General features: G+C 45.4%; 23 protein-coding genes. 6 read left to right on the top strand and 17 right to left on the bottom strand.

What is annotated here, in order from left to right; all coding sequences use genetic code 11:
* The 7 genes from KI659_RS17290 to KI659_RS17260 all read right to left on the bottom strand — a co-directional run bounded on the left by KI659_RS17290 (position 1) and on the right by KI659_RS17260 (position 6,733).
* A complete protein-coding gene (locus KI659_RS17290) occupies positions 1-450 on the bottom strand; it encodes a thioredoxin family protein (RefSeq protein WP_213946656.1) in 450 nt (149 codons plus the stop codon).
* A gap of 65 nt (positions 451-515) precedes the next feature.
* Positions 516-1,412, bottom strand: coding sequence for a metal ABC transporter permease (locus tag KI659_RS17285; protein WP_213946638.1), 897 nt, complete (start codon positions 1,410-1,412; stop codon positions 516-518).
* Positions 1,402-2,691, bottom strand: coding sequence for a metal ABC transporter permease (locus KI659_RS17280; RefSeq protein WP_213946637.1), 1,290 nt, complete (start codon positions 2,689-2,691; stop codon positions 1,402-1,404). The genes KI659_RS17285 and KI659_RS17280 overlap by 11 nt, the downstream gene beginning before the upstream one ends.
* 1 nt (position 2,692) lies before the next feature.
* The gene (locus KI659_RS17275; protein WP_213946636.1) at positions 2,693-3,481 is read right to left on the bottom strand and encodes a metal ABC transporter ATP-binding protein; all 789 of its coding nucleotides are present in this window, start codon (positions 3,479-3,481) and stop codon (positions 2,693-2,695) included.
* A 1-nt stretch (position 3,482) separates the two neighbouring features.
* The gene (locus tag KI659_RS17270) at positions 3,483-4,397 is read right to left on the bottom strand and encodes a metal ABC transporter solute-binding protein, Zn/Mn family (RefSeq protein WP_213946635.1); all 915 of its coding nucleotides are present in this window, start codon (positions 4,395-4,397) and stop codon (positions 3,483-3,485) included.
* A 254-nt stretch (positions 4,398-4,651) separates the two neighbouring features.
* Positions 4,652-5,317 (bottom strand): metal-dependent transcriptional regulator, encoded by a 666-nt coding sequence (locus KI659_RS17265; RefSeq protein ID WP_213946634.1) that lies wholly within the window; start codon positions 5,315-5,317, stop codon positions 4,652-4,654.
* Between the two features lie 303 nt (positions 5,318-5,620).
* The gene (locus tag KI659_RS17260; RefSeq protein ID WP_213946633.1) at positions 5,621-6,733 is read right to left on the bottom strand and encodes a glycosyltransferase family protein; all 1,113 of its coding nucleotides are present in this window, start codon (positions 6,731-6,733) and stop codon (positions 5,621-5,623) included.
* A 38-nt stretch (positions 6,734-6,771) separates the two neighbouring features.
* Between KI659_RS17260 and KI659_RS17255 the strand changes: the two genes are divergently transcribed.
* Positions 6,772-7,584 (top strand): 2,3,4,5-tetrahydropyridine-2,6-dicarboxylate N-succinyltransferase, encoded by an 813-nt coding sequence (locus tag KI659_RS17255; protein ID WP_213946632.1) that lies wholly within the window; start codon positions 6,772-6,774, stop codon positions 7,582-7,584.
* Between the two features lie 15 nt (positions 7,585-7,599).
* Positions 7,600-8,202, top strand: coding sequence for a tetratricopeptide repeat protein (locus KI659_RS17250; protein ID WP_213946631.1), 603 nt, complete (start codon positions 7,600-7,602; stop codon positions 8,200-8,202).
* A 263-nt stretch (positions 8,203-8,465) separates the two neighbouring features.
* Here the strand turns inward: KI659_RS17250 and KI659_RS17245 are convergent, their stop codons facing one another.
* Together KI659_RS17245 and KI659_RS17240 are read right to left on the bottom strand one after the other, a co-directional pair.
* A complete protein-coding gene (locus KI659_RS17245; RefSeq protein ID WP_213946630.1) occupies positions 8,466-9,164 on the bottom strand; it encodes a tetratricopeptide repeat protein in 699 nt (232 codons plus the stop codon).
* Complete coding sequence (locus tag KI659_RS17240; RefSeq protein WP_213946629.1) at positions 9,145-10,113, bottom strand: DNA/RNA non-specific endonuclease; 969 nt, start codon at positions 10,111-10,113, stop codon at positions 9,145-9,147. Before KI659_RS17240 ends, KI659_RS17245 begins: the two co-directional genes overlap by 20 nt.
* Positions 10,114-10,602: 489 nt before the next feature.
* Here KI659_RS17240 and KI659_RS17235 point away from each other — a divergent pair, with 489 nt between their 5' ends.
* On the top strand, positions 10,603-11,811 hold the full coding sequence (locus KI659_RS17235; RefSeq protein WP_213946628.1) for a BaiN/RdsA family NAD(P)/FAD-dependent oxidoreductase: 1,209 nt from the start codon (positions 10,603-10,605) through the stop codon (positions 11,809-11,811).
* Positions 11,812-11,817: 6 nt separating this feature from the next.
* On the top strand, positions 11,818-12,177 hold the full coding sequence (locus KI659_RS17230) for a hypothetical protein (RefSeq protein WP_213946627.1): 360 nt from the start codon (positions 11,818-11,820) through the stop codon (positions 12,175-12,177).
* A gap of 6 nt (positions 12,178-12,183) precedes the next feature.
* On the opposite strand, the gene KI659_RS18700 is transcribed toward KI659_RS17230, so the two are convergent.
* On the bottom strand, positions 12,184-12,315 hold the full coding sequence (locus KI659_RS18700) for a hypothetical protein (RefSeq protein ID WP_262897954.1): 132 nt from the start codon (positions 12,313-12,315) through the stop codon (positions 12,184-12,186).
* A 166-nt stretch (positions 12,316-12,481) separates the two neighbouring features.
* Here KI659_RS18700 and KI659_RS17225 point away from each other — a divergent pair, with 166 nt between their 5' ends.
* Positions 12,482-13,444, top strand: a complete 963-nt coding sequence (locus tag KI659_RS17225) for a YheT family hydrolase (RefSeq protein ID WP_213946626.1) — start codon at positions 12,482-12,484, stop codon at positions 13,442-13,444.
* Here KI659_RS17225 and lhgO read toward each other — a convergent pair.
* The 3 genes from lhgO to KI659_RS17210 form a co-directional block, all read right to left on the bottom strand.
* A complete protein-coding gene (gene lhgO / locus KI659_RS17220; RefSeq protein ID WP_213946625.1) occupies positions 13,441-14,637 on the bottom strand; it encodes an L-2-hydroxyglutarate oxidase in 1,197 nt (398 codons plus the stop codon). The two genes, KI659_RS17225 and lhgO, sit on opposite strands and share 4 nt — an antisense overlap.
* 905 nt (positions 14,638-15,542) lie before the next feature.
* Positions 15,543-15,803, bottom strand: coding sequence for a hypothetical protein (locus tag KI659_RS17215; RefSeq protein ID WP_213946624.1), 261 nt, complete (start codon positions 15,801-15,803; stop codon positions 15,543-15,545).
* Between the two features lie 223 nt (positions 15,804-16,026).
* Positions 16,027-18,042, bottom strand: a complete 2,016-nt coding sequence (locus tag KI659_RS17210; RefSeq protein ID WP_213946623.1) for a M3 family metallopeptidase — start codon at positions 18,040-18,042, stop codon at positions 16,027-16,029.
* 60 nt (positions 18,043-18,102) lie between these two features.
* On the opposite strand from KI659_RS17210, the gene KI659_RS17205 reads away from it, so the two are divergent.
* Entirely contained in the window at positions 18,103-18,858 is a 756-nt protein-coding gene (locus KI659_RS17205; protein WP_213946622.1) for a DUF3891 family protein, read from the top strand.
* Here the strand turns inward: KI659_RS17205 and KI659_RS17200 are convergent.
* From KI659_RS17200 to KI659_RS18795, 4 genes are all read right to left on the bottom strand, one after another.
* The gene (locus tag KI659_RS17200) at positions 18,829-20,007 is read right to left on the bottom strand and encodes a class I SAM-dependent rRNA methyltransferase (protein WP_213946621.1); all 1,179 of its coding nucleotides are present in this window, start codon (positions 20,005-20,007) and stop codon (positions 18,829-18,831) included. The genes KI659_RS17205 and KI659_RS17200 overlap by 30 nt on opposite strands.
* Positions 19,985-21,394 (bottom strand): sodium:solute symporter family protein, encoded by a 1,410-nt coding sequence (locus KI659_RS17195; RefSeq protein WP_213946620.1) that lies wholly within the window; start codon positions 21,392-21,394, stop codon positions 19,985-19,987. Before KI659_RS17195 ends, KI659_RS17200 begins: the two co-directional genes overlap by 23 nt.
* 6 nt (positions 21,395-21,400) lie before the next feature.
* The gene (locus KI659_RS17190) at positions 21,401-23,020 is read right to left on the bottom strand and encodes an ABC-F family ATP-binding cassette domain-containing protein (RefSeq protein WP_213946619.1); all 1,620 of its coding nucleotides are present in this window, start codon (positions 23,018-23,020) and stop codon (positions 21,401-21,403) included.
* Positions 23,021-23,162: 142 nt separating this feature from the next.
* A complete protein-coding gene (locus KI659_RS18795) occupies positions 23,163-23,318 on the bottom strand; it encodes a GIY-YIG nuclease family protein (protein WP_213946618.1) in 156 nt (51 codons plus the stop codon).
* Positions 23,319-23,386 lie beyond the last annotated feature (68 nt).

Below are 23,386 nucleotides of genomic sequence, written 5' to 3'. Positions count from 1 at the left end.
TTAAGGGTTGAATTGTTGAAGTACTGCTTGAAGTGTCTCTAGGAAATTGTCTGCCTCTCTGTAACCTGGCATTTGGGTGATGTTCTCCATCGCGGCATCCATGATAATGAAATTGGGGTAGGAGCTGACGCGCATGGCCCGTGACATGGTCTGCTCAGTATACTCATGTCCCCTGAAATTGAACTTCCGCTTGTTGTCTTCGGCGTTCATTTTTACCGGATAAAAATTCTCGTTTACATAACGGACCACCGCCGGATCGGTAAATGTTCCTTTGTCCATTTTCTTGCACCAGCCGCACCAATCGGTATAAACGTCCACTAAGACCATCTTGGGAGCCTTTTGGTTTTTTTCGGCAGCCTCTTCGAAAGTCAGCCATTTTATTTCCCCCTGGGCCTGGGCGGAAAATACCATCGCCACTAGAAGGCTTATCGTAAGTAGTACTTTTTGCATCATAACTTATTTGGGTCCACGGTCCACTGTGAGCTGTGGACATTCAAAAATAATAAATAAAAACTTCATCTCTTTAGTTCCGCCGGCATGATGATCCCTTTTCCAATGCTTCTTTTTTGGATGGTCACATAGAGGATGGCGGCCAAAAGGAACAGGCCGGAAACACTTGCCATGGCGCCGGCGATGGAGCCATCTATAAAGTAGGCCAGGTAATATCCCACCAACGAAGTTAGGAACCCGATCAATATAGTCAAAAGCAGCATGGGCTTCAATTTTTTGGTGAGGATGTAGGCAGTCGCGGGAGGGACAACCAAAAGGGCCAAAACCAAAATGGCGCCCACAGCCTCAAAGGAACTTACCGTGGTGTAAGACACCATGCCCATCAAACTCAGGTTGATGAATCCGGTGGAAAATCCGATGGTTTGAGCAAACTGCTTGTCGAAGGAAGTAAGTTTTAATTCTTTATACATAAACCCAACATACAGAAGCACCAATATCACGTTGATCACAGCGATCCATAATACCCTTGGGCCAAGGATGGTGTTGTTTTCGGTTACGATCAGGTCTAGGGGGATGTAGGCAATTTCGCCATAAAGCACACAATCCTGGTCCAGGTCAATTTGCCCGGCAAATACGGTAATCAGAATAATCCCGATGGCAAACAGCCAGGTAAACGTGACACCGATGGAAGCATCGTTTTGGAGTTTGACCTTTGTGCTCAGGTAGTCGATGATGATGGTGGCCAGAATTCCCAGCAAGCCCGCCCCAATGATAATGGCTATTCCTTCCCTTTGACCGGAAAAGAAGAATGCCAAAACAATCCCCGGCAGTACCGCATGGGAAATGGCGTCGCCAATCATGGCCATGTTGCGCAAAATCAGGAAGGATCCTAAAAGTCCGCAGGAAATGGCGATCAGGGTTCCGGTGAGGATGATCAAAAATGCGTTTGGATCAAAGGTCATGGTCTCTGGGGATTTTGGAGTGATGTGGATCCTGGGTTGGATAATCCAAAGAGGCATCCAGTTTGGCTTCGAGCTCGGGAGTGAGCAGGTGTTCCATTTTCTCGGCCATGTCATGTACATGGTCAGGTGCCAGGTTGAGGTATTGGGCAAGGTAAAGTTCCCAAAGCCTGTGAAGCCTTACCACTCTTTTGGCTTCCACCAATCCGGTAGGGGTGAGCAGGAGGTGGTTGGATTTTTCCTCGATTTGGCCTTCCTTTTTCAATTTGGAGATAAAGCGCTTGGTTTCCTTTTCCTTTCCGGGAAACAATTCCAAAATATCGGCTTTGCCCAAGGGGGCGGCATTTCTCTCCCTTACCTGATAAAGTGATTTCAAGAGGTGGTCTCTATGGATTTTTTGCTGGTAATTTCTCTGGTTGTACCATTTGGAAAGAATGCCTTTTTTCCCTGCAAAGAAGAAAGAGGCAAACGCTATAAAGGAAATCGCCATCACCACCCATGGCCCGGTGGGCATATGGGGCACGGCAAAGGAAATGTAGGCACCGGCTATCCCGGAGAACACGGCAAAAATCACGGCTAGCAGCAGAATGATTTTCAATCTGTCGGACCAAAATCTGGCAGCTGCCGGAGGGGTGATCAATAGGGCTGCCATCAGAACCACGCCAATTGCCTGAATTCCAGTGACAACGGCCATTACTAGTAAAGTATTGAACAGTAGTTTAAGTCTTTTGACCGGGAGTCCAACACTTTGGGCGTAGCCTGGATTGAAAATGATGAGCTTGAACTCCTTGTAAAACACCAAAAGGCAGACGATAACCAGTAGAGCCAGAATGCCATAAACCATCAGATCTTCATAGACAATGGAAATGGCGTTGCCGAAGAGGAAATGGTCGAGTCCGGACAAGGCGGCGTCACCGGTTTGTTGAAGCTGGGTCAAGAGGAGGATGCCTATCCCAAAAAAGACAGAAAGGACGGCAGCAATCACGGTGTCCTCCTTCAGTTTGGTCGATCGGCTGATCCATTCTATGGCGTATGTGGAAACCGCTCCAGTAATAAATGCTCCAAGGACAATCCAGTAGGGGTTTTTGCTGCCGGCAAACATGAAGGCTAGGCAGACTCCCGGAAGCACGGCATGGGAAATGGCATCTCCCAGCAAAGCTTTCTTATCCAAAAATGTAAAGGTGCCCACCATGGCAGCGCTGATGGAGAGCAGCGTGATGCCGGCCACCACCATGGCTACATTGGGGTCCTGAAAGGAAAAGAAGTAAACAAAGTCTTCCATATCAGCTTTTCAATGGGTTAAACCCTTTCTGTTTGATCAATTGCGCCGCATCGGACAGCAGGCTGAGTTTGCCTCCGAAGGTTTTTTCCAGTAGTTCCTCGGTGAGCACCTTTTCGGTGGGGCCCGAAGCGACCAAATACATGTTGAGCATGATGATCCAGTCGAAGTATTTGGGGGCAGAATGGATGTCGTGATGAACCACAATCACGGTTTTCCCCTCAGCGGTCATGGCCTTGAGCAGGTCGACGATCATGTTTTCGGTACTGATATCCACCCCGGCAAAGGGTTCGTCCATAAAGTAGATTTCAGCCTGCTGGGCGAGGGCCCGGGCAATGAAGACCCGCTGCTGCTGGCCCCCCGAAAGTTCCGAGATCTGCCTGTCCCGGTATTTTTCCATGCCCACTTTTTTCAGACAGTCCAGTGCCAGGGCCTTTTCGGCCTTACCAGGGCGCTTGAATAGTCCGAGTTTGTGGTATGTTCCCATTTGAACAATGTCCAATGCCGAGGCAGGAAAATCCCAGTCCACAGATTCCCTTTGGGGGACGTAGCTGATTTTCTTTCTGACCTCATTTAACCCTTGGTCAAAGATCTTGATGAAGCCGTTATTGATTTCCAGCAATCCCATAATGGCCTTAATCAAAGAGGATTTACCGGCTCCGTTGGGACCGATGATGCCGGCCAGTGAGCCTTTGGGTAAAGTAAAATCTATATTCCACAATACCGGGTTTCGGCCATAACTCACCGTCAGGTCGTGCACTTCCAGTACTGGGTTTTCAACTTGCGTTATCATGCTATTTTAGGTTTTCTACGATCGTTACCATGTTGTACAGGAGCATGTCGGTATAGGTGCCGGCCGGTCCGTCCTTTTCTCCAAGGCTGTCGGTGTAAAGTGGACCGGCAAGTTTGACCTCCTGGCCCCGTCTTCGGCAGCCTTCCACTAAAGCTTTAACACCTCTCGGGGAAATGCTTTGTTCGGAAAATATGGCCTTGATCTGGTTATTTACAATGAAATTGACAAGCTTGGACACATCATTCAGTCCAGGCTCGGAAAGCGTGGAAAGCCCCTGCAGTCCGTGGACTTTCAGTCCATAGGCTCTTCCAAAATAGGCAAAAGCATCGTGAGCAGTCACCAGGATCCGCTTGTCCTGGGGCAGATCCTGAATCTTTTCCTGTAAGCTGGTGTGCAGTGAATCAAGCGTTTGGCTATATTCTAGCACGTTTGAGTCTATGTACTCAGACCATTCCGGCTTGGTTTCTTTTAGGTCGAGGGCAAGGTTTTCGATGGTCTCCTTCCATATCATGGGGTCAAACCAGATATGGGGATCGAATGCCCCTTCAAACTCCTCGTCTTCGAGCAATAGGGTGGGGGAGAGCCTGTTTTCGACCGAGACCACAGGATTGGTTCTGGAGAATTTTTTGAGTACCTCATTCATTTTCCCTTCCAGAAAGATGCCTTGGTAAATTACCAGGTCAGCATCAAAGAGCTTGTCCAGATCTCTTTGGCTGGCCTTGTAAAGGTGCGGATCCACACCAATGGCCATCAAGGACTGCACCTCCGCGCTATCCTTCACTATATGTCTAACTGCATCCGCCAGGATATTGGTAGTGGTGACGATGAGGAATTTCTCGTTCCTCTCGCGATCTACGGATTTACAGCCTAGAGCTAGGACTAGGATGATGAGTGCGGTGTGTTTAGAGAAGTTCATTTATTTTCATTCAGTATTCGTTTGTTATTGGGTACTAAGTACCAGGTACCAGGTACCAAGTATTTTGGCAATTGAGTTTTTTTTAGCCTTCTGGCGCACCAAATATTACCATTGTCATCACCTCATTTTGCAATTCGGACCTTGTGTTTCATCCTTTCGTTTAAGCACTGCTGGCAAAATACCAGGGCCAAATCTAAAACCGGCAGCCTTCATCTGTACTTTGTACTTGGTACTTGGTACTTTGTACTAAGAAATCACTGTTGCAAAACCAAAATATTCGCAGCGACATCCTTGGACATGAAAAGGGTTTTTTTGTTGTCCACCAAGATCTCCAGGGAGCCGTCAAATTCGACTTTGTCCAAAACTTTTATTCTGGCGCCAATGTAAGCACCCACTTTGTCGAGGTATCGGAGGAAGGCCGCGCTGCTGTCCTTCACCGCAACTATCTGACCACCGTCGTTCAGTTCCAGCTCATTTAGGGGTAGGCGAGGCCTTGCCTTAACATCCCCAAACTCATCCGGGATGGGGTCACCATGGGGGTCAAATTTGGGGTGGCCCAGAAATTCGTCCAGCCTTTGTATGAGAATAGGGCTCTTGATATGCTCTAATTCTTCTGCCACTTCGTGTACCTCATCCCATGCAAACCTTAGCTTTTCTACCAGGAAGACTTCCCAGAGGCGGTGCTTACGGATCACCTGTAGGGCATACTTTTTACCCTCTTCGGTGATGTTGACCCCATAGTATTTCCGATAGTCGATCACCTGTTTTTCCGACAGTTTTCTCAGCATGTCCGAGACGGAGGCGGGCTTGGTTTTCATCTCGGCAGAGATGTCGTTGGTGGATACGTTTTTCTTGCCTTCCTCGGAGAGGTGATAGACGGCCTTCAGGTAGTTTTCTTCAGCAGATGTAAGCTTGATCATATAGCCCAGTTTGTGGGGGTGTATAACATTGTTTAGGCAATACTAAAAAAATATTTCCATATAACCTAATCCGATTGTGGAAAACTCATTTTGGATTGTGAACTCGGGTTTTATAGTAGCTAAATATAAATTTAGATATGGCTAAATAAATATGTAATATATTGATATAAAGTGAAATGTAATAAATAGGGAAATATCGGAATAGGGAAATAGGGGTGATGAGGGGGATTGGAGGGAGTTTCCGGTTAGGGCATATTGGTTTCTAAAAAGGGTGTAAAGTTGTTAAGTGTGGACAAAGGGGTATTACCCTAGTAAGTTATCCACAAGGAGGATCCATTTGGTGGATTCCTGCGACCAGGTTACTTCAGTGGAAGGGGAGATTTTGTAGAAGGTGTGTGTGTGTAAATTTGAAAGAAAATCCGCGTTGGTGGGAGGGGTCAAAAAGTCCAATTCCAAGGCAGCAGAATAGGGTGCGGTATTGTCTTTCCAAAGGTGATTTGGTGCGTGGATTATTGGCTTGGAGAGGGCTAAAGATTCATAAAGTTTGGTTGGTATTTTATACCTAATGCTGTCAATCTGCTGATAGGGCATTAATACCAGGTCTGCCATACTGACAGTCTTCGTTATTTGTGGATAAGGTAGGGGTGTGGATGAGAGTTCATGGTGGATGTGGGGATGTCCTTCCACAAGTTCCAAAAGCCTGCGGCGAAAACTTTGCATCGGAACGTGACCCACAATTGAAAGGTTAAAATGAGGAGCTTCTTTATTTAAATGAATAAACCAATTGACTGCCTCTTCCACTCCATATATAGGCGTGAGTGTTCCCGAAATCACAAAAGTTAAAGGTCGATTTGGGGACAGCTGGAATGGTGAAACTTGAATGGGCTTGAGAGTTGTTTTGTTTTCCAGGATTGTGAAAGCATCTCTTAGATCCAATTCCTTTTGGTAGCATCTTTCCGCGAGCAGAAAATGGTCCACATATTTAAAGGCCCGTTTCTCTATATAGCTTACCGCTCTTGAGAGCAGTCTTCCCAGCCAGTTTGGTAGCGTTTGGTTGAATTTGATGTTAAGGGAGTAGTTTTCCTGTACATCATACACCAGTTTAAAGCCGAGCTTCTTTTTGAGGTATACCGCAGCCGGCAAAAGCTCGTATGTGGTCACTACCAATAGATCGGGTTTGTATTTTTTAACAAGATTAATAAACCTTAATGAAGCCGTAAGCCGTGTATAATGTAAACGGTGGTTCGCTTGGAGTGTCGAGAAAACTATATTTGGCTCTGTTGGTGTATTTTTTGCAAAAAATCCTATGATGTTTACATGGTATTTATTTGTTTCACGCAGAGATAGGGCAAGCTTATAAAAAGCCCGGGTGTCGTTGAGCGGTTTCAGGACTGACGCGATTATTACCTTCTTCATCTATAGCAAAATCAAACTTAGCGAATCTACCAAAATTTATGGAATTACAGACCATTATTGAGAAAGCCTGGGACAACCGGGAATTATTGAAAGAGAAAGACGTTATTATAGCGATAAAAACGGTCATAAGCGAATTGGATCAGGGGACCCTCAGGACAGCAGAGCCTACAGCTGACGGCTGGAAGGTGAACGACTGGGTTAAAAAGGCCGTCATCCTTTATTTTCCAATCCAGAAAATGGCAACGATCGAAGTGGGGCCCTTTGAGTTTCACGACAAGATGGCCCTTAAGTCCAACTATGCCAAGCAGGGTGTGCGGGTAGTCCCTCATGCGGTGGCGCGATACGGTGCCTACTTGGCCAAAGGTGTGGTGATGATGCCATCTTATGTGAACATCGGCGCCTATGTGGATAGCGGCACCATGGTGGATACCTGGGCTACCGTTGGTTCATGTGCGCAGATTGGCAAGGATGTCCATTTGAGTGGGGGAGTTGGCATTGGCGGCGTGTTGGAGCCAGTACAGGCTGCGCCGGTGATAATTGAAGACGGTGCCTTTATAGGTTCAAGAGCCATCATCGTAGAAGGTGTTAGAATTGGAAAAGAGGCCGTGATCGGGGCTGGGGTTACTTTGACCGCAAGTTCACGAATCATCGATGTGACCGGAAGCGAGCCTAAAGAATATACTGGATACGTGCCTGAAAGATCCGTGGTGATCCCGGGCTCACGTACCAAAAAATTTCCTGCAGGGGAGTATCAGGTCCCTTGTGCTTTGATCATTGGTCAAAGAAAAGCCTCTACGGATAAGAAGACGTCCCTAAATGAGGCACTGCGGGAAAATAACGTAGCAGTTTAATCAAATAAATAATTAATGAATTTCAAAAAAAGTATTATAATTATGTTTGGGGCGGCCACCCTCATGTTTGCCTGTGGTCAGGATGATTCTGAGCAGGGAGATTCCTACTACGCACAAGGTCAATATGAGCAGGCTGTATCCTCGTATGATTCCTATCTGGAGAAATCTCCCAGAAATGTGAAGGCTCTCTATAACAGAGGCCGGGCACATGAGGAACTGGGGAACTTGGAGCAGGCTGAGGCCGACTTCAAGAAAGCTCTTGAACATGATTCCAAGAATGTGCAGGTGATGATGAGTTTGTCCAACCTGTACCAAAAACAGAAAAACCATTCCGCAGCCTTGTTGTATGCGGATTATGCAACCGAAACGTCCGGTGCCCCGGCCATGGCCAATTTCTTAAAAGCCAGAGCCCTTCACCAGTTGGGTAATACCGATGAGGCGCTTCAGGAATACAGTGCGGCAATAAAAGCAGATAAAGGATTTGCACAGGCTTATCATTATAGAGGTGTCCTTAAACTGGGTACCAAAAATAAGAGAGGCGGTTGCGATGACTTGAAGCAGGCTGTATCGATGGGCTATGCGCCTGCGCAGAGTGCATTGGATAAGTACTGTAATTGAAGTTGAATTCGTGACTTCAAATTGGTCACAAAGGACACCAAGTAATACCGAAGTTTCACAAAGTCTGTCTCGGCAAATTAGATTGAACCATTATAACTGCAAGAATCTTGGTTTGATGCTTGGATGAAGCTTTCTTCGGTCATCGGTCTTCGGTCTTCCGTCTTGTAAACAAAGGAATATAAGCCGCGGGCATCAATGCGGATACTTGAGAATTAAATAATAAAAAAAGGCTTCCTGATCTAGGGAAGCCTTTTTTTGGTTGGTTAGGTTTGGGATTCTTCGTGGGAGCAAAGTTTGTCAGAGGTTACCCGGCCGCTGCCGTTGCAGGTTCTGCAGGTTTTGAGTTCGGTTTTGGAGCCTTCGCATTCTGGGCAGGTGAGGCGGCCTTCGGCTTTGCATCGGTCGCACTCGTAGTATTCCACCAGGTTGAAGACATTTTTCTTGGTAATCATTCCTTTTCCCGCACAACGGCTGCATCCTACAATCCCTTTGCCTTTGCAATAGCTACAGTCTTGGGGGCTATGGGCGTGTCCTTCGCAAGTGGAGCAGGTCTCGTAGGCGTATCCCTTTCTGTCGCAAAGCTGGCAAGCCCTGATCTCGGCTAGAGGTGCCTTAAGTTTGTCCTGCAACTCCTTAGCCTCTTCATAATTTTCACCATTGAAGCCATTAATCTCCATGTACTTTTGGAGAAAGTTGGAGCTGTTGTCGTATTGCTTGAGGTGAAACAGGGTTTTGGCAAAATGATAAGGCATCTCCTGTGGGATGGGAGCATTGCTGTCTATTATTTGCCGAAAGATGTTGTTGGCCTTGTCGTAATCTTCTTGGGCCATGGCTTCCTTGGCTGAGTTCATCATACGGGAGGAAGTGCCCAAGTTAGGTCTTTGTGCCAGGCTTACCTGCAAGGTGCAGAAGGTGCACAGCAGGCACAGTAAGGCAATGTATTTATTCAAACCAAATTTCATGATTCTTACTTTTTTCTAGTCTTTTTTCAAGGGTGTCGGGTAACATGGGAAAGAAATCCAGTCCGGCAAATCTTTCGAGGCTATCCACGGAGATTGCAAAGTCCAAGAGTGGGCGGTTGGATTTTTCATTTTTCATCAGAAAGGCGATGGCCTTGTACTCTGGCGGATGAATGTCCAATATTACCTTATAGAAATATTCCGGGACCGTTACCTTGTTTTGACCTAAAGTTAAACTTTTTTCCTTTATCACAGGACCTGTCACCACAAAGATTTCTTCGTTGGCTTTGGCCCAGTACCGCACCTGTTCTTCGAGTTTTTTCCAGATTCCCCTGTTGAAAGCAGGTGTCTGTGGGGACATGTTACTCATGTAGAAACTTTCATCCATTGCTGATTTGGAATAGGTGAAATCCCCTGCAGGGGCTAGATGTCCACGGTCGTATCCGGAGAGCCTGTAATCCAAAGGAGAGGCCGATGCTGTAGATACGGTGGGATCCTCCCTGAAGTTGTTGCCTCTTTTGACGCCCCCGTTGAGCATATCGGCAGTGAGCTTGTAACTTACCCAGTAGGCCTGTTCGTTTTCCTCATCATAGGCCAGGCTATAGGCACTGTGGGAGATCAATTCCCCTTCCTGATTTACGCTTAAGGTTGGGTGGGAAAATTCCGGTGAGGAGACCAGATCCAGCAGAAACTCATCAAAATCCATTACGGTTTCGGTTTGCCCAGCGGGGATCACCTTTTCCTTGGTGGGTGAATCTTTTACTGCGGCTTTCTGCTGGGCGAGTTCCTTTCTGGCTTCTGGTGACTTGATGCTTGGGCCTTCGAAATCTTGTACCAACTGCATGGTATAGATGGACAGGGAAAAAATAGCCAATACCAGCAGGAAGAAAATTAGGAAGGAGTATTTGTTGCCTTTTTTGGGTTTTCTCTTTGATCGTTTCGTTTTCGCCATACCGGTACAAAAAAATAGGATAAAAGTGGGAAGTAAAAATTAATTGGTCACTTTAGTTTCAGGCAAAGGTCGCCAAGAGCAAGCGCAAAGCCTGCAGTGGTGAATATTCTAATGGGTCACAAAGTAGCACAAAGTTAAAAAGAAGGACACAAAGTTTCTTCGCGGAGCACACTTTCAATCATAAGCTTTAAACTTAAAACCTTAAACCTTAAACAATGAAAAATGGGTCACAAAGTCCCACGAAGTAAAAAGAAGTCGCACAACTTGTCCCGAGTAGCGGAGCGGATCGGGAAAGGTTTTTCTTGTGGCAACGATACAAAATGGCGGTGGCCAGTTTCGGTCTTCCGTCTTCGGTCTTCCGTGCCACCAATCAAGGTGAAAACAGCAGATTGCCTTTGATGAAGGCAGTCAGGCATCATTCCTGGATTAAATCCCAATCTTTTTCTAAAGTCTTAAGTATGTTCCGATTGTATTGTTTATTTTTGCCGCATGATTAAAGTAGGAGTGATTGGGGGAGGTGCTGCGGGCTATTTTGCGGCGATTACTGCGGCTCAGCAGGGTGCACAGGTCACCATTTTTGAGAAGAGCCCAAAAACCCTCTCAAAGGTAAAAGTCTCCGGCGGAGGAAGGTGTAATGTCACCCATGATGCGAGAGAAGTTTCCAAACTCATCAAATCATACCCCAGAGGTGAGAAATTCCTAAAGAAAGTTTTCCGACATTTTGCTGTTCCAGATACCATCGAATGGTTTGAAAGCAGGGGAGTGACCCTGAAAACGGAAGCCGATGGGCGGATGTTTCCCATCACCGATTCTTCCCAAACCATTATCAATGCACTTCGAAATGAGGCAGACAAGCATGGGGTGGTCCTTCTTTCCAAAACAGCCATTGACAATATTGAACAGGGTTCAAACACGTTTGACCTTTATTCAGTTGGGGGTAAGCACTCCTTTGACAAGATCATCATCACCACTGGCGGTGCGCCAAAACTGGCTTCATATCAATTGGTAGAGAATTTAGGGCATACAGTTGAGGCGCCCTTGCCGTCTTTATTTACTTTCAATACTCCCAGTGAAACCATCAAATCCTTGCCGGGGTTGAGTGTGCCTTCGGCACATATAAAACTGGAGGGAAGCAAGCTGGATTATACTGGGCCATTATTGATCACCCATTGGGGTGTGAGCGGTCCGGCTGTATTGAAGTTGTCGGCTTTTGGTGCCAAATGGTTGGCGGAAAAGGAGTATAAAGCGAAGGCCCACATCAGATGGGACAGCGAAATAAATGAAGAGGAAATCAGGACTCAACTTACCAATTTTAAAAAAAATCACCCCAAAAAGAAAATAATTTCAAATCCTTTGTTTAATTTACCTGCAAGACTCTGGGAGCATCTTTGTGAAAAAGCTTCCATTGAAAATACCGCTTTGTGGTTGGATATACCAAAAAAGCAATTTAATAAACTTGTAGAGTGTCTTTTTAATTACGTGTTGACCATTGAGGGAAAAACTACTTTTAAGGAGGAGTTTGTGACCGCTGGCGGGGTGGACCTGTCCCAGGTGGATCCCAATACGATGGAGAGTAAGATTGTGCCGGGAGTTTTTTTTGCGGGGGAGGTATTGAATATTGATGGAATCACAGGCGGTTTTAATTTCCAGGCGGCCTGGAGTACAGGGTTTTTGGCAGGAGTATCAGTTTTAAAATAAAAATATATGGGTAACAATTCTACAAATTTGGATTATCAGTTGGTATTGGAAATGGCTGAAGGGGACAAGGAATTCGAAAATGAGCTTCTGGATGCCATAATCACCTCTGTACAGGATTTAAAGGAAAAGTATTCAACCGGCTTAGTCAATGCCGATGATGAAATGATCATGCAGGCCCGCCACAAAATCAAGCCTACACTTGCTCTATTCGGACTAGAACGATTGACAGAGATCCTCGAGGAGGGAAAGGTAATTATCGAAAGCCAGGGCTTTAATGCTTCAGGCATACATCCGCATAAAGAAGAATTCATGTTAGCCACCGGAGAGCTTCTCGAGGAGCTGTATGGAATAAGGCAATCGGTTTGAGGAGAATCAGTTAGCTGTCGAAAATTCAACAGTAACTGATTTGTTGAAGAAGTTTTCTTCTTCATTCATGTTAATTTTATCTAATAACATGAATCCGACTAGCAGCAACATAGCTGCTAAGGTGATTTTAATTTTCATAATTAAAAATTTAAAGGTTTAAAATAATTCAGTTCAAAAAGGCTTCTGAGAGGAATTGGGGTATCAACCGCAATACTGCTTAACAAAGTTCCTGCCCAAGTGAAAAAATATTCCCCTGCAGGAACTGATTGTTTGATAATAGCCTTTTGATACAAAAAAAAAAAGCATGCCTTTAATAGAATCTTCTTCCTACACCGGACCGCCGGTTTATCTTTTCAATGGACATTTTGAAACCATTATTCCCAGTATTTTCAGAAAAATTGAAGGGGTAGCTTATCAGCGGGAGAGGTTTAATACTTCAGATGGAGATTTTTTGGATCTGGACTGGGCGAAGGTGGGGAGCCGAAAATTGCTCATCGTGTCCCATGGATTGGAGGGAAGTTCCGAAAGACATTATGTGAAAGGCTTGGTTAAGCTGGCCAATTTGGAGCACATGGATGCTTTGGCCTGGAACAACCGCTCCTGTAGCGGAGAGATTAATGTGGCCCCAAAACTTTATCATCACGGTGCCTCGGATGATTTGAAAGCAGTAATCGACCATGCCATTGCCCTTGGTGACTATGATGAAATTTTTTTGACGGGCATTAGCATGGGAGGGGCCCAAACACTGAAATACCTGGGTGAATCCGGAAAAAATCTGCCTAATCAGGTCAAAAAAGCGGCTGTTTATTCCACTCCCTGCAATCTTGCATCCAGCGCAGCTACTTTGAAATTGCGGAAGAATGCCTTTTACAAAAAAAGGTTTTTGGGAAAACTGAAGGTCAAGATGATCAACAAGGCTTCCCAGTTTCCGGATTTGATAGACCTGAAACTACTGGAGACCATTGAGGATTTTGACCGCTTTGACACCCATTTTACCGCACCACTCCATGGTTTTAAGGATGCGGCTGATTTTTACAAATCCGTAAGTGCGGACAACTGGATGGCCGATATTGAAATTCCTACCCTGATCGTCAATGCGCAGAACGATCCCTTGCTGGGAGAAGCCTGCTATCCCGTAGATTTGGCGAAGAGCCACACCAACATTCATCTTGAAATGCCCAAGCGCGGTGGCCATACCGGATTTGTGCTCCGCAAGCAGGAGTTTACCTGGGTGGAAGGAAGAGTAATGGGTTTTCTGAAGGATTAAAATCTCTTCAGGGCCATTTCCGCAATTGTATTTCCAATAGAAAGTGAGCTGGTAGCCGCAGGTGATGGCGCATTCAATACGTTGATGGAATGTGTGCTTTCCTTGATGCTAAAGTCATCCACCAATCCTCCATCACGGTCACAAGCCTGAGCCCTAACACCCGCTCCACCATCCACAAGGTCATCTTCTGTCAATTCAGGAATGAGTTCCTGTAGGGCTTTGGTAAAAGCTGCCTTTGAAAAAGACCTGTACATTTCACCCATGCCTGTTTTCCAATATTTACCGGCCACTTTTTGAAAACCCGGCCAAGCCAGCGATTCCGCAAGTTCACTCAGGTTTACATCCGTGCGCTTGTAACCTTCACGTTTGAAAGCCAACACGGCATTGGGGCCAGCTTCCACACCGCCTTTCATCATGCGGGTAAAGTGAACGCCTAGGAAAGGGAAGTTGGGATCAGGTACCGGATAGATCAGGTTTTTGACCAGGTATTCTTTTTCCTTTTTGAGTTTGTAATATTCACCTCTGAAGGGGATGATTTTAACGGTTGACTTTTCACCTGTAATCATTTCGGCGATTTTATCGGAATAGAGCCCGGCACAGTTGATCACCAGGTCAGCAGCAAAAACGTTGTTATTGGTGATGACTTCTACCTTGCCGTTTACAGTTTTGGCTTTGGTTACCTTTTGGCCTAAATGGATGGTACCACCTTTCTCCTGAAACTTTTTCCCGTAAGTTTCTGCCACCTTTTTGTAATCCACAATGCCTGTTTGCGGGACAAAAATGGCCGCTACACCCGCGCAGTGTGGCTCATATTCACGAAGCTCGGTCAGGCTGATCTCCCTGGTACCCTCCAAGCCGTTTTCAATTCCTCTTTTCAGCAGATTGTTCAGTAAGGGCACCTGTTCGGTTCTAGTTGCCACCACCACTTTGCCGGTCAACTCGAAAGGGATCTCCTCCGTTTGGCAGAAATTGATCAGGTCGTGGTAACCCTGTATACAATTGGTGGCCTTGAGGGATCCGGGTTTGTAGTAAAGCCCAGAATGAATGACACCGCTGTTGTTGCCGGTCTGGTGTTTGGCCAGTTCCTGTTCCTTTTCAAGGACTGTGACTTTTAAGGCCGGATTTCTTTCCAAAATCTTCAAGCCAGTGGCCAGTCCTACGATTCCTCCTCCAATGATGATGATGTGCTGCAAAGTATTGTGGTTTTTGGTTGTGCAAATATAAGGAAATGCGGGGAGTCAAAAACTTCTTCGCGGAGTCAATGGGCCACAAAGGGCACAAAGTTTACACAAAGTTTCACAAAGCCTCATCGCGGAGACAATAGTCAATGGGCCACAAAGGGCACAAAGTTTACACTAAGTTTCACAAAGCCTCATCGCGGAGACAATAGTCAATGGGCCACAAAGGGCACAAAGTTTACACTAAGTTTCACAAAGCCTCATCGCGGAGACAATAGTCAATGGGCCACAAAGGGCACAAAGTTTACACAAAGTTTCACAAAGCCTCATCGCGGAGACAATAGTCAATGGGCCACAAAGGGCACAAAGTTTACACAAAGTTTCACAAAGCCTCATCGCGGAGACAGTGGGTCACAAAGATTACACGAACTTTTATAAAGGGCTTCTTCGCGGAAAGCAAGGGTCACGGACCTGCCTGACTGCCAATGTGACTAGCTGAGGCAGGCAGGGTTTCGCAGAGTTTTGCACAACCTGTCCCGAGCAGCAAAGCGAATCGGGAGAGTTTCACGGAGTTTCTTCTTCGCGGAGAACTAATGAATTGGACAAATGAGGTCACTAAGGGCACCAAGCTGACTGGACGGCAGTCAGGGCTTACAGGACAGAGGGTTTTAATGTTTTTGCCAAATGGGGTATTATACCCTACTACCTGTGCGAAGGGGGCTTCGTGCCCTTATTTTTACTTTGTGAAACTTTGTGGCCCATTGCTTCGGTGATGAGTACCTTGTACTTAGAACGGAAAAAGCCTCCCTGGTTAGGGGAGGCTTGTTTCAAAAATCCCTCTTTACAATCCCGTAATCGTGACACGGCTAAAAGAAGTAAAAATTAAAAAAGGGTTGTGTAGTGGTTAATCTTAAGTGTGGTCAATCTTTTTTGTTGGGGTTGGAAACCTCGGGAAAATCATCGTCATCCCGGTATTCCTCCTCCTTTGGTGGTCGAGGACCTCCGCTGTTGGGATCCTTCTTCTTTTTTTCCTCTTTCTTTTCCTTCTCCTTATCCGGAATTTCTGGACCTTCCATAGCTTCTAGCCTTTCAATGTCCTTGCTTGTGAAACCTAAAATTTGGGCTTTAGAAAACCCTTTAGAATAGAAGCCTAGGTCAAAATCATAATTCAACATTCCCATAAATCATTTCTTAAAATCCTCAATAGTTATTTTAAAAGCTTTTGCTCTATTGCTTCGTATTGTATTCCAAAAGTATTCCAAAAATCTGGAAATACAATATGTTTGGTGATAAAAAATAAAGGAATTTTCATAAAATTAAACAAATGAATCCGTAAACCGTTGATTTCAAGCCTGCTAAAGGGTTTTACGTTTGTTTCTATTTATTGGGGTTTGGTTTGCCATATTACGTCGTAAATTTTCGCCTCAACAGGGCATCTTTGCGTGGAATCCGTCCTTTAAAGGCTCTGTACATCGCTTCTGCCTCTCTGCTGCCCCCTTTTTCCAGGATTTCCGTTCTCAATTTTGAAGACAATTCAGGGTTGAATATTCCCTCATTTTGGAAGGATTCATAGGCGTCGGCGTCCAATATTTCAGCATAGATATAACTGTAATAGGATGCCGCATAGCCTCCCGAAAATATGTGAGAAAAGTAAATGCTTTTGTATCTAGGCAGTATGGGCAAGGAATTCTTTAGCTTTTCATTCAATTCGGCTTCAAATTGTGAGGCATTCACTGTGAGCGGTGTGGTGAGAGAATGGTATTCCAAATCCAGGTATGCTGCCAACAGGTATTCAGTCAGGGCAAATCCCTGGTTGAATTTTTGGCTGGCCTTTAACTTTTTCAGCAATTCTTCAGGGATGACCTTTTTGTTCATGGGGTGGATGGCGTAATCTTTCAAAACCTGTGGCTCCATTGCCCAGTTTTCCAAAAGTTGGGAAGGCAATTCCACAAAATCCCTTGGCACAGCTGTGCCAGCCAGGGATTCAAATTTCACATCGGAAAGCAGGCCGTGAAGGGCGTGCCCAAATTCATGGAAAAAGGTATTGACCTCGTCTAAGGTAAGTATGCAGGCCTCTCCATCAGCAGGAGGGGTGAAATTACAGACCAGGGAAATGATGGGAATGGTTCGCTTGCCGTGTTCATACTGCTGTGACCTGTATTTGGTCATCCAGGCCCCGCCCTGCTTGGAATCCCGGGCAAAGAAGTCCATATAAAGTATCCCTACAGTCTCCCCAGTTTCCTCCAACACCTCATAGCTTACTACATCTTGATGATAGAGGGGAGCGGAATCCAGTTTCTTAAAATCCAATCCAAAAAGCCTCTTGCAGGTTGAAAAAACACCCTGCTGAACATTTTCTAAGGTGAAGTATTGGCTTACTTCATTTTCGTCCACTTCAAATTTCTGCCTTCTTACCTGCTCGGCAAGGTAGTACCAATCATAAGGTTCGAGTTTTTCTATACCCAAATCGCCAGCGATTTCTTTTAAATCCTCAAATTCCACTTCTGCTTGACTGTATGCTGCGGGCCAAAGGCTATCCAATAATTCCTTGACGTTTGCAGCCTGCTTGGCCATAGCTTCTTCAAGAACGTAATCAGCATAATGCGGAAAGTCCAATATTTGGGCTTTTTCCAGTCTTAGATCAGTAATTATTTTGATAAGCTTCTCGTTGGAATGCTGCCCTCGGCTGGTGTAGGCAGTCCAGATTTTTTCCCTCAAACTCCTATTTTCCGCATAGGTCAAGATACTGAGATAGGTATTCTGGTTTGGGGTAAAAATATAGGCATCGGGAATCCCTTTACTTTTTGCATGTTCTTGTGCCGCCTTGATGATATTGTTGGGCAACCCTTTTAATTCCTGTGGATCCTTGATTACTATCTGCTTGCTGTTGGTCTCTTGAAGCAGATTCTGGCCAATCTCTAGAGTAGCTTCAGCAAGTTGGCTGTTGATGTCTTTCAGCCTGTCCTTCTCTTTATCGGGTAGGGCAGCTCCATTTCGCACAAAAAGATTATGGAATTTTTTGAGCAGCATATGTTCCTCTTCATGCAAGTTCAGTGTATCCTTTTCTCTCCACAAGGTCTCAAAGCGGGAAAATAGCTGGACATTCATTCTGATTGCATCACCATGTCTGGATAGGATGGGGTTCATTTTTTTGGCCGTTGCCTGCAGGATTGGACTGGTGTGGGCAAGGTTGAGATTGGAAAAAATGTTGAGTGTGCTGCGGATTTCCTTCCCTGACTCCTCAAAGGCTATTACGGTGTTTTGGAAGGTTGGAGGTGCCTGGTTGGCAATTATTTTATCAATTTTTTCGGCTTGGAGTTTCATGCCGTGCTTCAAGGCTTCTTCAAAATGGTTGTCTTCTATGAGTTCGAATGGTGGTATGGCGTGCAAGGTGTTGAAAGGATGCAGTAAGGGATTCATGGATTGGTAGATGTTTTGAGGCTTTAAAACCGAAATTAACCATAAAATACAAACTCCTATATGATTGTTTTGGATAGAGAAACCCATTTTAGCATTATTTTCCAGAGGGCACATGGGATGCTGGCGGCCAAAATCGCCGAAAAGTTGGAGCCGGCGCTGAGGCCACCCGCAAAATACTGGCTGGAAACCTTGGTAGCCATAGCCGATCATGATGATGGCAGGAGGGGGTGGAACGGTGATTTTCACCTCAATGACAAGGGGTTTCCAAAGGATTTTACAGAATTTGGATTTGACTACGAACAGGCCGTCAGAGTTGTCAATACAGCTGAGTGCAAGTCATCATGGGTCTGCCTGATGGTTTCTATGCATTTGGTGGAATTGTATAGTGCTCTGGAGGAAGCCAAAAAACTGGTTGAGGACGAATTGGCCAGGCAAAAAAAGCTTAGGGAATTCCTTCATTTGCCAAAGGAGGATGCAGAGGCCTATTATAGGTTGGTCAAGTGGTGTGATGAATTGTCTCTTCGGGTTTGCAAGGAACAGTTTCCCGACAGTTTTCCTGGTGATTTTTTGGAGAAATTACCAAGGGGGAAATCGTCTTACTTGGGTAGAAAATCCGAGTTGGTTGTTTACCCCTGGGTTTTTGAGAAGGAAAAAGTTTGCTTTGAATATGAGTACAGGGATATTCCGAAACGGGAATATAAGGATGATTCTGATTTGAGGGAGGAGCTGACCAAAGCAAAAATATGCATCTCCCCAGTTGATTTCAAAAGGGGAGATGTCACAAGGTTATTCAACGTAGAGCACCAGCCCTTTTAGGTATTCCGTCTCCGTATGGTAAATGTTGATGGGGTGATCTGCAGGCTGGGAGAGGTAGTGAAGGATTTTCACGTTTCTTCCCACCTCAATGGCTGCGGCAGTCACCGTATTGGCAAATAATTGCTTGTCCACCACCTGCGAACAGGAAAAGGTAAACAGGATACCGCCTGGTTTGATATGCTTGAAAGCCTCAGCGTTTAGACGTTTGTAGCCCTGCACAGCATTGTGACGGCTTTTGATATTTTTGGCGAATGCTGGGGGATCCAATACGATCACATCGTAATCCGCATCAATATCCCTGATGTACTTGACCACATCGGCGACGATGGATTCGTGTTTGCCCTTATGGTTGGGATTCAGGGCCACATTTTTATCGGTAAGTTCGATGGCTTTCTCGGAAATATCCACCGAATGGACTTCTTTGGCGCCCTCATTTAAGGCTGCAATGGAAAAGCCGCCGGAATAGCAGAAGGTGTTTAGCACTTTTTTATCCTTGCTGTACTGGCCGAAAAGCTTTCGATTTTCTCTTTGGTCAATAAAGAAACCGGTTTTCTGTCCCTTTTCCCAGTCTATTTCATACTTGTCGCCATGTTCCAAAACAAGGTTAGTTTCCGGAGTTCCAAATAGAAAGCGATTTTCAGTCTGGACTACATTTTTGGATAAAGTCTCGGCGCTTTTGTCATATACGGCTTTCAATTTTTCCCTCATGACTTGCTGCAGAGCAGATGAGATATCTTCAATGTGGTGGTACATTCCAATGCTATGCGCTTGAATGACCGCGGTGCCGTTATAGAAATCGATAATCAGCCCGGGAAGCATGTCACCTTCACCATGCACCAACCTAAAAACATTGGTCTGGCTGTTGTCGGCTAAGCCGATATTTTGTCGCATTTGAAATGCTTTTCCAAGCTTTTCTACCCAGAAATCAATGTTGATATCCTTATCCTCAAAGCTGATCACGCGGATCATGATGGATCCGTTTTGGAAATGTCCGGTGCCCAAAAATTCATCCTTGGAGCTATAGACCTTTACCAGTTGGCCGTTTTGGAGGTCTTCATCTCTTTTGGCAATGGCACCTGAGAAAACCCAGTGGTGCCGTCTTTTTAGGGAGATTTCTTTTCCTTTCTTAAGATATACTTTCGGGTACATATTTCTTGGTTTTGATTTTTGTAGGCCTCAGGAATGTCCCGATCAACATCCCTGCAGCGCTGATAAATAAAGCGATGACGTGCGGATAAATGGGCAAAGTGACGGTAAGTAAAATCAAATAGGAACCCGTGCCCATGAAAATGGCCAACACAGCTCCGAAGCGTGATGCCTTTTTCCAGTATAATCCAGCCGTCAAAGGTATGAATAAAGAAACAAGGAGAAGGATACTGGCATCTGCTACCAGTTCATAGATGTTGGCCTTCCAGGAGGCCATGAAAATTGCAATAATGGCAACCGCTATCACCGTAATTCTTAGCACCCAAAGGAAGTGTTCGTCCTTCCAACCCTTGCCAAATGTAGGGCGTATCAGGTTTTCGGAAATGATGGCGGCTGGCGCCAATAAACCCGAACTGGTGGTGCTCATGATAGCTGAAAGCAGGGCACCGAAAAACAGCACCTGAACGGTCAAGCCACCATGCTGTAGGACCATTTCCGGCAGCAACATCTGTTTGTTTTCCAAATAAATTTCAGGGTATAATACTTTGGCTCCTAAAGCAATAAACAAGGGAAGCAAACCAAAGCTTAAATAGAAGCCTCCAGCCATATAAGTCGATCTCACGGCGACTTTTTCAGACTTTGCCGACATCACCCGTTGGTAGATGTCCTGACTTGGAATACTGCCTAGACCCAAAATCATCCATGCGCCAAGGTAGTTTACCCAAGCGTCCCAGCGGGGTGCGGGGAAAAACTGAAAGCTCCCCTCAGGGGCTGACTCCAGGATGGGCATCACCCCACCGGCCTCTGTGGCCACCATGGTAGCTACCCAAAGCAAACCGACCACAATCATGGTTGTTTGGATAAAATCAGTGATGGAAATCGCCCACATGCCGCCAAGGAAAGTATAAAATACCACGATGGCGGCACTTATGATTATTCCGGTGGTGAGTGGGATGGATACAATGGCTCCCAAAATCAGGCTGAGCGCCACCAATTGGGCGGCCACATAGCCAAAATAGGCGGGAACCATAAATAGGGAGGACAGGAAAGCGATCCTCTCTCCGAAAAGTTTTTTGAACACATCTCCAAGAGTAAGGACATTCATCCTATACATGGGGCGGAGATAGAACATCCCGAAAAGTATCAGGCATAGGGCCCCTCCAAATGGGTCTTCCATCACTCCCTGCAGGCCATGGTCCAGGTATTCGGACGATGCCCCAAAAATGGTTTCCGACCCAAACCATGTGGCAAACAGGGCAGAGGCACTTAGGAATAACGGAAGTTGCCTGCCCGCCAAAACAAAGTCCTTAGAACTTTTTACAAGTTTTGACGACCAGGCACCTATGCTGACCGTAATCAGGATGTAAATGATTACAGCTGTTAGTAACAATTTATATTAAGCCTTTTGATACATTTTTTCTCTTAGGGCTTTCACTTCCTCACTTTCCAAATAGTCATCGTAAGACATACGGCGATCAATCGTCCCGTTAGGCGTAAATTCGATGATTCTGTTGGCAGTTGACTGCACGAAAGCATGATCAAAAGATGAGATAAATACCGTGCCATTAAAATCAATGATGGCGTTGTTGAATGCGTGGATAGATTCCAAGTCCAAGTGGTTGGTCGGCTCATCCATTACAAGCAGGTTAGGGTTTTGAAGCATCATTTTGGAAATCATGCAACGAACCTTTTCACCCCCTGAAAGAACAGATGATTTTTTCAGGGTTTCCTCGCCTGTAAAGAGCATTCTTCCCAAGAATGTTCTTACATAAGCCTCTTCCTGATTGGTGGAATATTGTCTTAACCAGTCGATTAGGTTCTGATCAGAATTGAAGTATTTGCTGTTGTCGTTTGGCAAATAGGCCTTATTGATCGTCACGCCCCATTTGAAGCTGCCTTTCTGAACAGGAAGGTCATCCATGATGGTTTGGAAGAATTTGGTAACCGCCTGTTTGGTTTTGGAGATGAAGGCAATCTTGTCGCCTTTGTCCACCATGAGGTTTACATCCGTGAAATAAACCGTGGTATCATCTTTTAGTGAAAGTTCCTCAGACATGAAGATCTGGTCACCGGCTTCTCTTTCAGGTTTGAAAATGATGCCGGGATATCTTCTTGTAGAAGGTTCAATGTCATCCACATTGAGTTTTTCAAGCATTTTCTTCCTAGCAGTGGCCTGCTTGGATTTGGCAACGTTGGCGGAGAATCTCTCAATAAAGGACTGAAGCTCTTTTCTTTTCTCCTCTGCTTTTTTGTTCTGATCGGTTTTCTGCTTGGCAGCCAATTGGGAAGACTCATACCAGAAGGTATAGTTACCAGAGTATATTTTGATTTTCCCAAAGTCAATATCCACGATATGGGTGGATACTGCGTCCAAAAAGTGTCTGTCGTGAGAAACCACGATCACCAAGTTTTTGAAATTGACCAAGAAGTCCTCCAGCCAGTTGATGGTTTCGGAGTCCAGGTCGTTGGTAGGCTCATCGAGGATAAGGATGTCGGGGTTGCCAAATAGTGCTTGGGCCAATAGTACCCTTACTTTTTGGTTACCGGCAAGATCCTTCATTTTCATGTAGTGAAGGTCCTCACTGATGCCAAGGCCTGAAAGCATGGCTGCGGCATCGGATTCGGCGTTCCAGCCGTCCATTTCGGCAAATTCTGCCTCAAGTTCGGAAGCCCTGATTCCATCGGCTTCCGTAAAGTCCTCCTTCATATAGATGGCATCCTTTTCAGCCATGATCTTGTAGAGGGTTTTGTGGCCCATGATCACGGTTTTGAGGACATCCATTTCGTCAAACTCGAAGTGGTTTTGTTTAAGGACGGCCATTCTCTGTCCCGGGGTGATGTTGATTTGGCCAGAGGTGCTGTCCTGGTCGCCGGAGAGGATTTTCAAAAAAGTAGATTTACCGGCTCCATTGGCACCGATCACACCGTAACAGTTGCCCGGGGTGAATTTTAGGTTTACATCTTCAAAGAGTGTTCTTTTCCCAAATTTGAGGGATAAATTATCTACTGAAATCATTTAGGTCGTCGCTTTTTTTAGAATTTGCAAAGATAAGAAAATTAAGGTGAAAAAGATTCCTTAGATGAGGGAGTTTCACGCAAAGGCCGCAAAGGTTTACGCAAAGACCGCAGTGAATAACGTTTTTTAGAATAGCATGGAATTAATACCATTTAACCAATGTCCACGGTTGCTTTCTGCTTGTATATCCTTTATGAGGTAGAATATGTTTTTCTAATCTCTTTAAGGATTCAGCAGATGAACCCATATAAAAAGAATTGGCTTTCTGAGATTGTGTGATGTAAACGTAGTATTCCATTTTCAAAAAAAATATGGTATAAGAACAAAAAAAAGCCTTAGAAAATCAATTCTAAGGCTTGCGGAATA

The sequence above is a fragment of the Litoribacter ruber genome, assembly GCF_018449405.1.
GTDB lineage: Bacteria > Bacteroidota > Bacteroidia > Cytophagales > Cyclobacteriaceae > Litoribacter > Litoribacter ruber.
This window is presented reverse-complemented; position numbering and strand designations above follow the sequence as displayed.

Coding starts and splice junctions, on each gene's coding strand:
- KI659_RS17210 (WP_213946623.1), bottom strand. CDS start 18,042: ATGAATCCCTTACTGCATCCTTTCAACACCTTGCACGCCATACCACCA.
- KI659_RS17200 (WP_213946621.1), bottom strand. CDS start 20,007: ATGTACCCGAAAGTATATCTTAAGAAAGGAAAAGAAATCTCCCTAAAA.
- KI659_RS17230 (WP_213946627.1), top strand. CDS start 11,818: ATGGGTAACAATTCTACAAATTTGGATTATCAGTTGGTATTGGAAATG.
- KI659_RS18795 (WP_213946618.1), bottom strand. CDS start 23,318: ATGGAATACTACGTTTACATCACACAATCTCAGAAAGCCAATTCTTTT.
- KI659_RS17225 (WP_213946626.1), top strand. CDS start 12,482: ATGCCTTTAATAGAATCTTCTTCCTACACCGGACCGCCGGTTTATCTT.
- KI659_RS17245 (WP_213946630.1), bottom strand. CDS start 9,164: ATGAAATTTGGTTTGAATAAATACATTGCCTTACTGTGCCTGCTGTGC.
- KI659_RS17265 (WP_213946634.1), bottom strand. CDS start 5,317: ATGATCAAGCTTACATCTGCTGAAGAAAACTACCTGAAGGCCGTCTAT.
- KI659_RS17205 (WP_213946622.1), top strand. CDS start 18,103: ATGATTGTTTTGGATAGAGAAACCCATTTTAGCATTATTTTCCAGAGG.
- KI659_RS17280 (WP_213946637.1), bottom strand. CDS start 2,691: ATGGAAGACTTTGTTTACTTCTTTTCCTTTCAGGACCCCAATGTAGCC.
- KI659_RS17240 (WP_213946629.1), bottom strand. CDS start 10,113: ATGGCGAAAACGAAACGATCAAAGAGAAAACCCAAAAAAGGCAACAAA.
- KI659_RS17190 (WP_213946619.1), bottom strand. CDS start 23,020: ATGATTTCAGTAGATAATTTATCCCTCAAATTTGGGAAAAGAACACTC.
- KI659_RS17260 (WP_213946633.1), bottom strand. CDS start 6,733: ATGAAGAAGGTAATAATCGCGTCAGTCCTGAAACCGCTCAACGACACC.
- KI659_RS17250 (WP_213946631.1), top strand. CDS start 7,600: ATGAATTTCAAAAAAAGTATTATAATTATGTTTGGGGCGGCCACCCTC.
- KI659_RS17285 (WP_213946638.1), bottom strand. CDS start 1,412: ATGACCTTTGATCCAAACGCATTTTTGATCATCCTCACCGGAACCCTG.
- KI659_RS17290 (WP_213946656.1), bottom strand. CDS start 450: ATGCAAAAAGTACTACTTACGATAAGCCTTCTAGTGGCGATGGTATTT.
- KI659_RS17275 (WP_213946636.1), bottom strand. CDS start 3,481: ATGATAACGCAAGTTGAAAACCCAGTACTGGAAGTGCACGACCTGACG.
- KI659_RS17215 (WP_213946624.1), bottom strand. CDS start 15,803: ATGGGAATGTTGAATTATGATTTTGACCTAGGCTTCTATTCTAAAGGG.
- KI659_RS17255 (WP_213946632.1), top strand. CDS start 6,772: ATGGAATTACAGACCATTATTGAGAAAGCCTGGGACAACCGGGAATTA.
- KI659_RS17270 (WP_213946635.1), bottom strand. CDS start 4,397: ATGAACTTCTCTAAACACACCGCACTCATCATCCTAGTCCTAGCTCTA.
- KI659_RS18700 (WP_262897954.1), bottom strand. CDS start 12,315: ATGAAAATTAAAATCACCTTAGCAGCTATGTTGCTGCTAGTCGGATTC.
- KI659_RS17235 (WP_213946628.1), top strand. CDS start 10,603: ATGATTAAAGTAGGAGTGATTGGGGGAGGTGCTGCGGGCTATTTTGCG.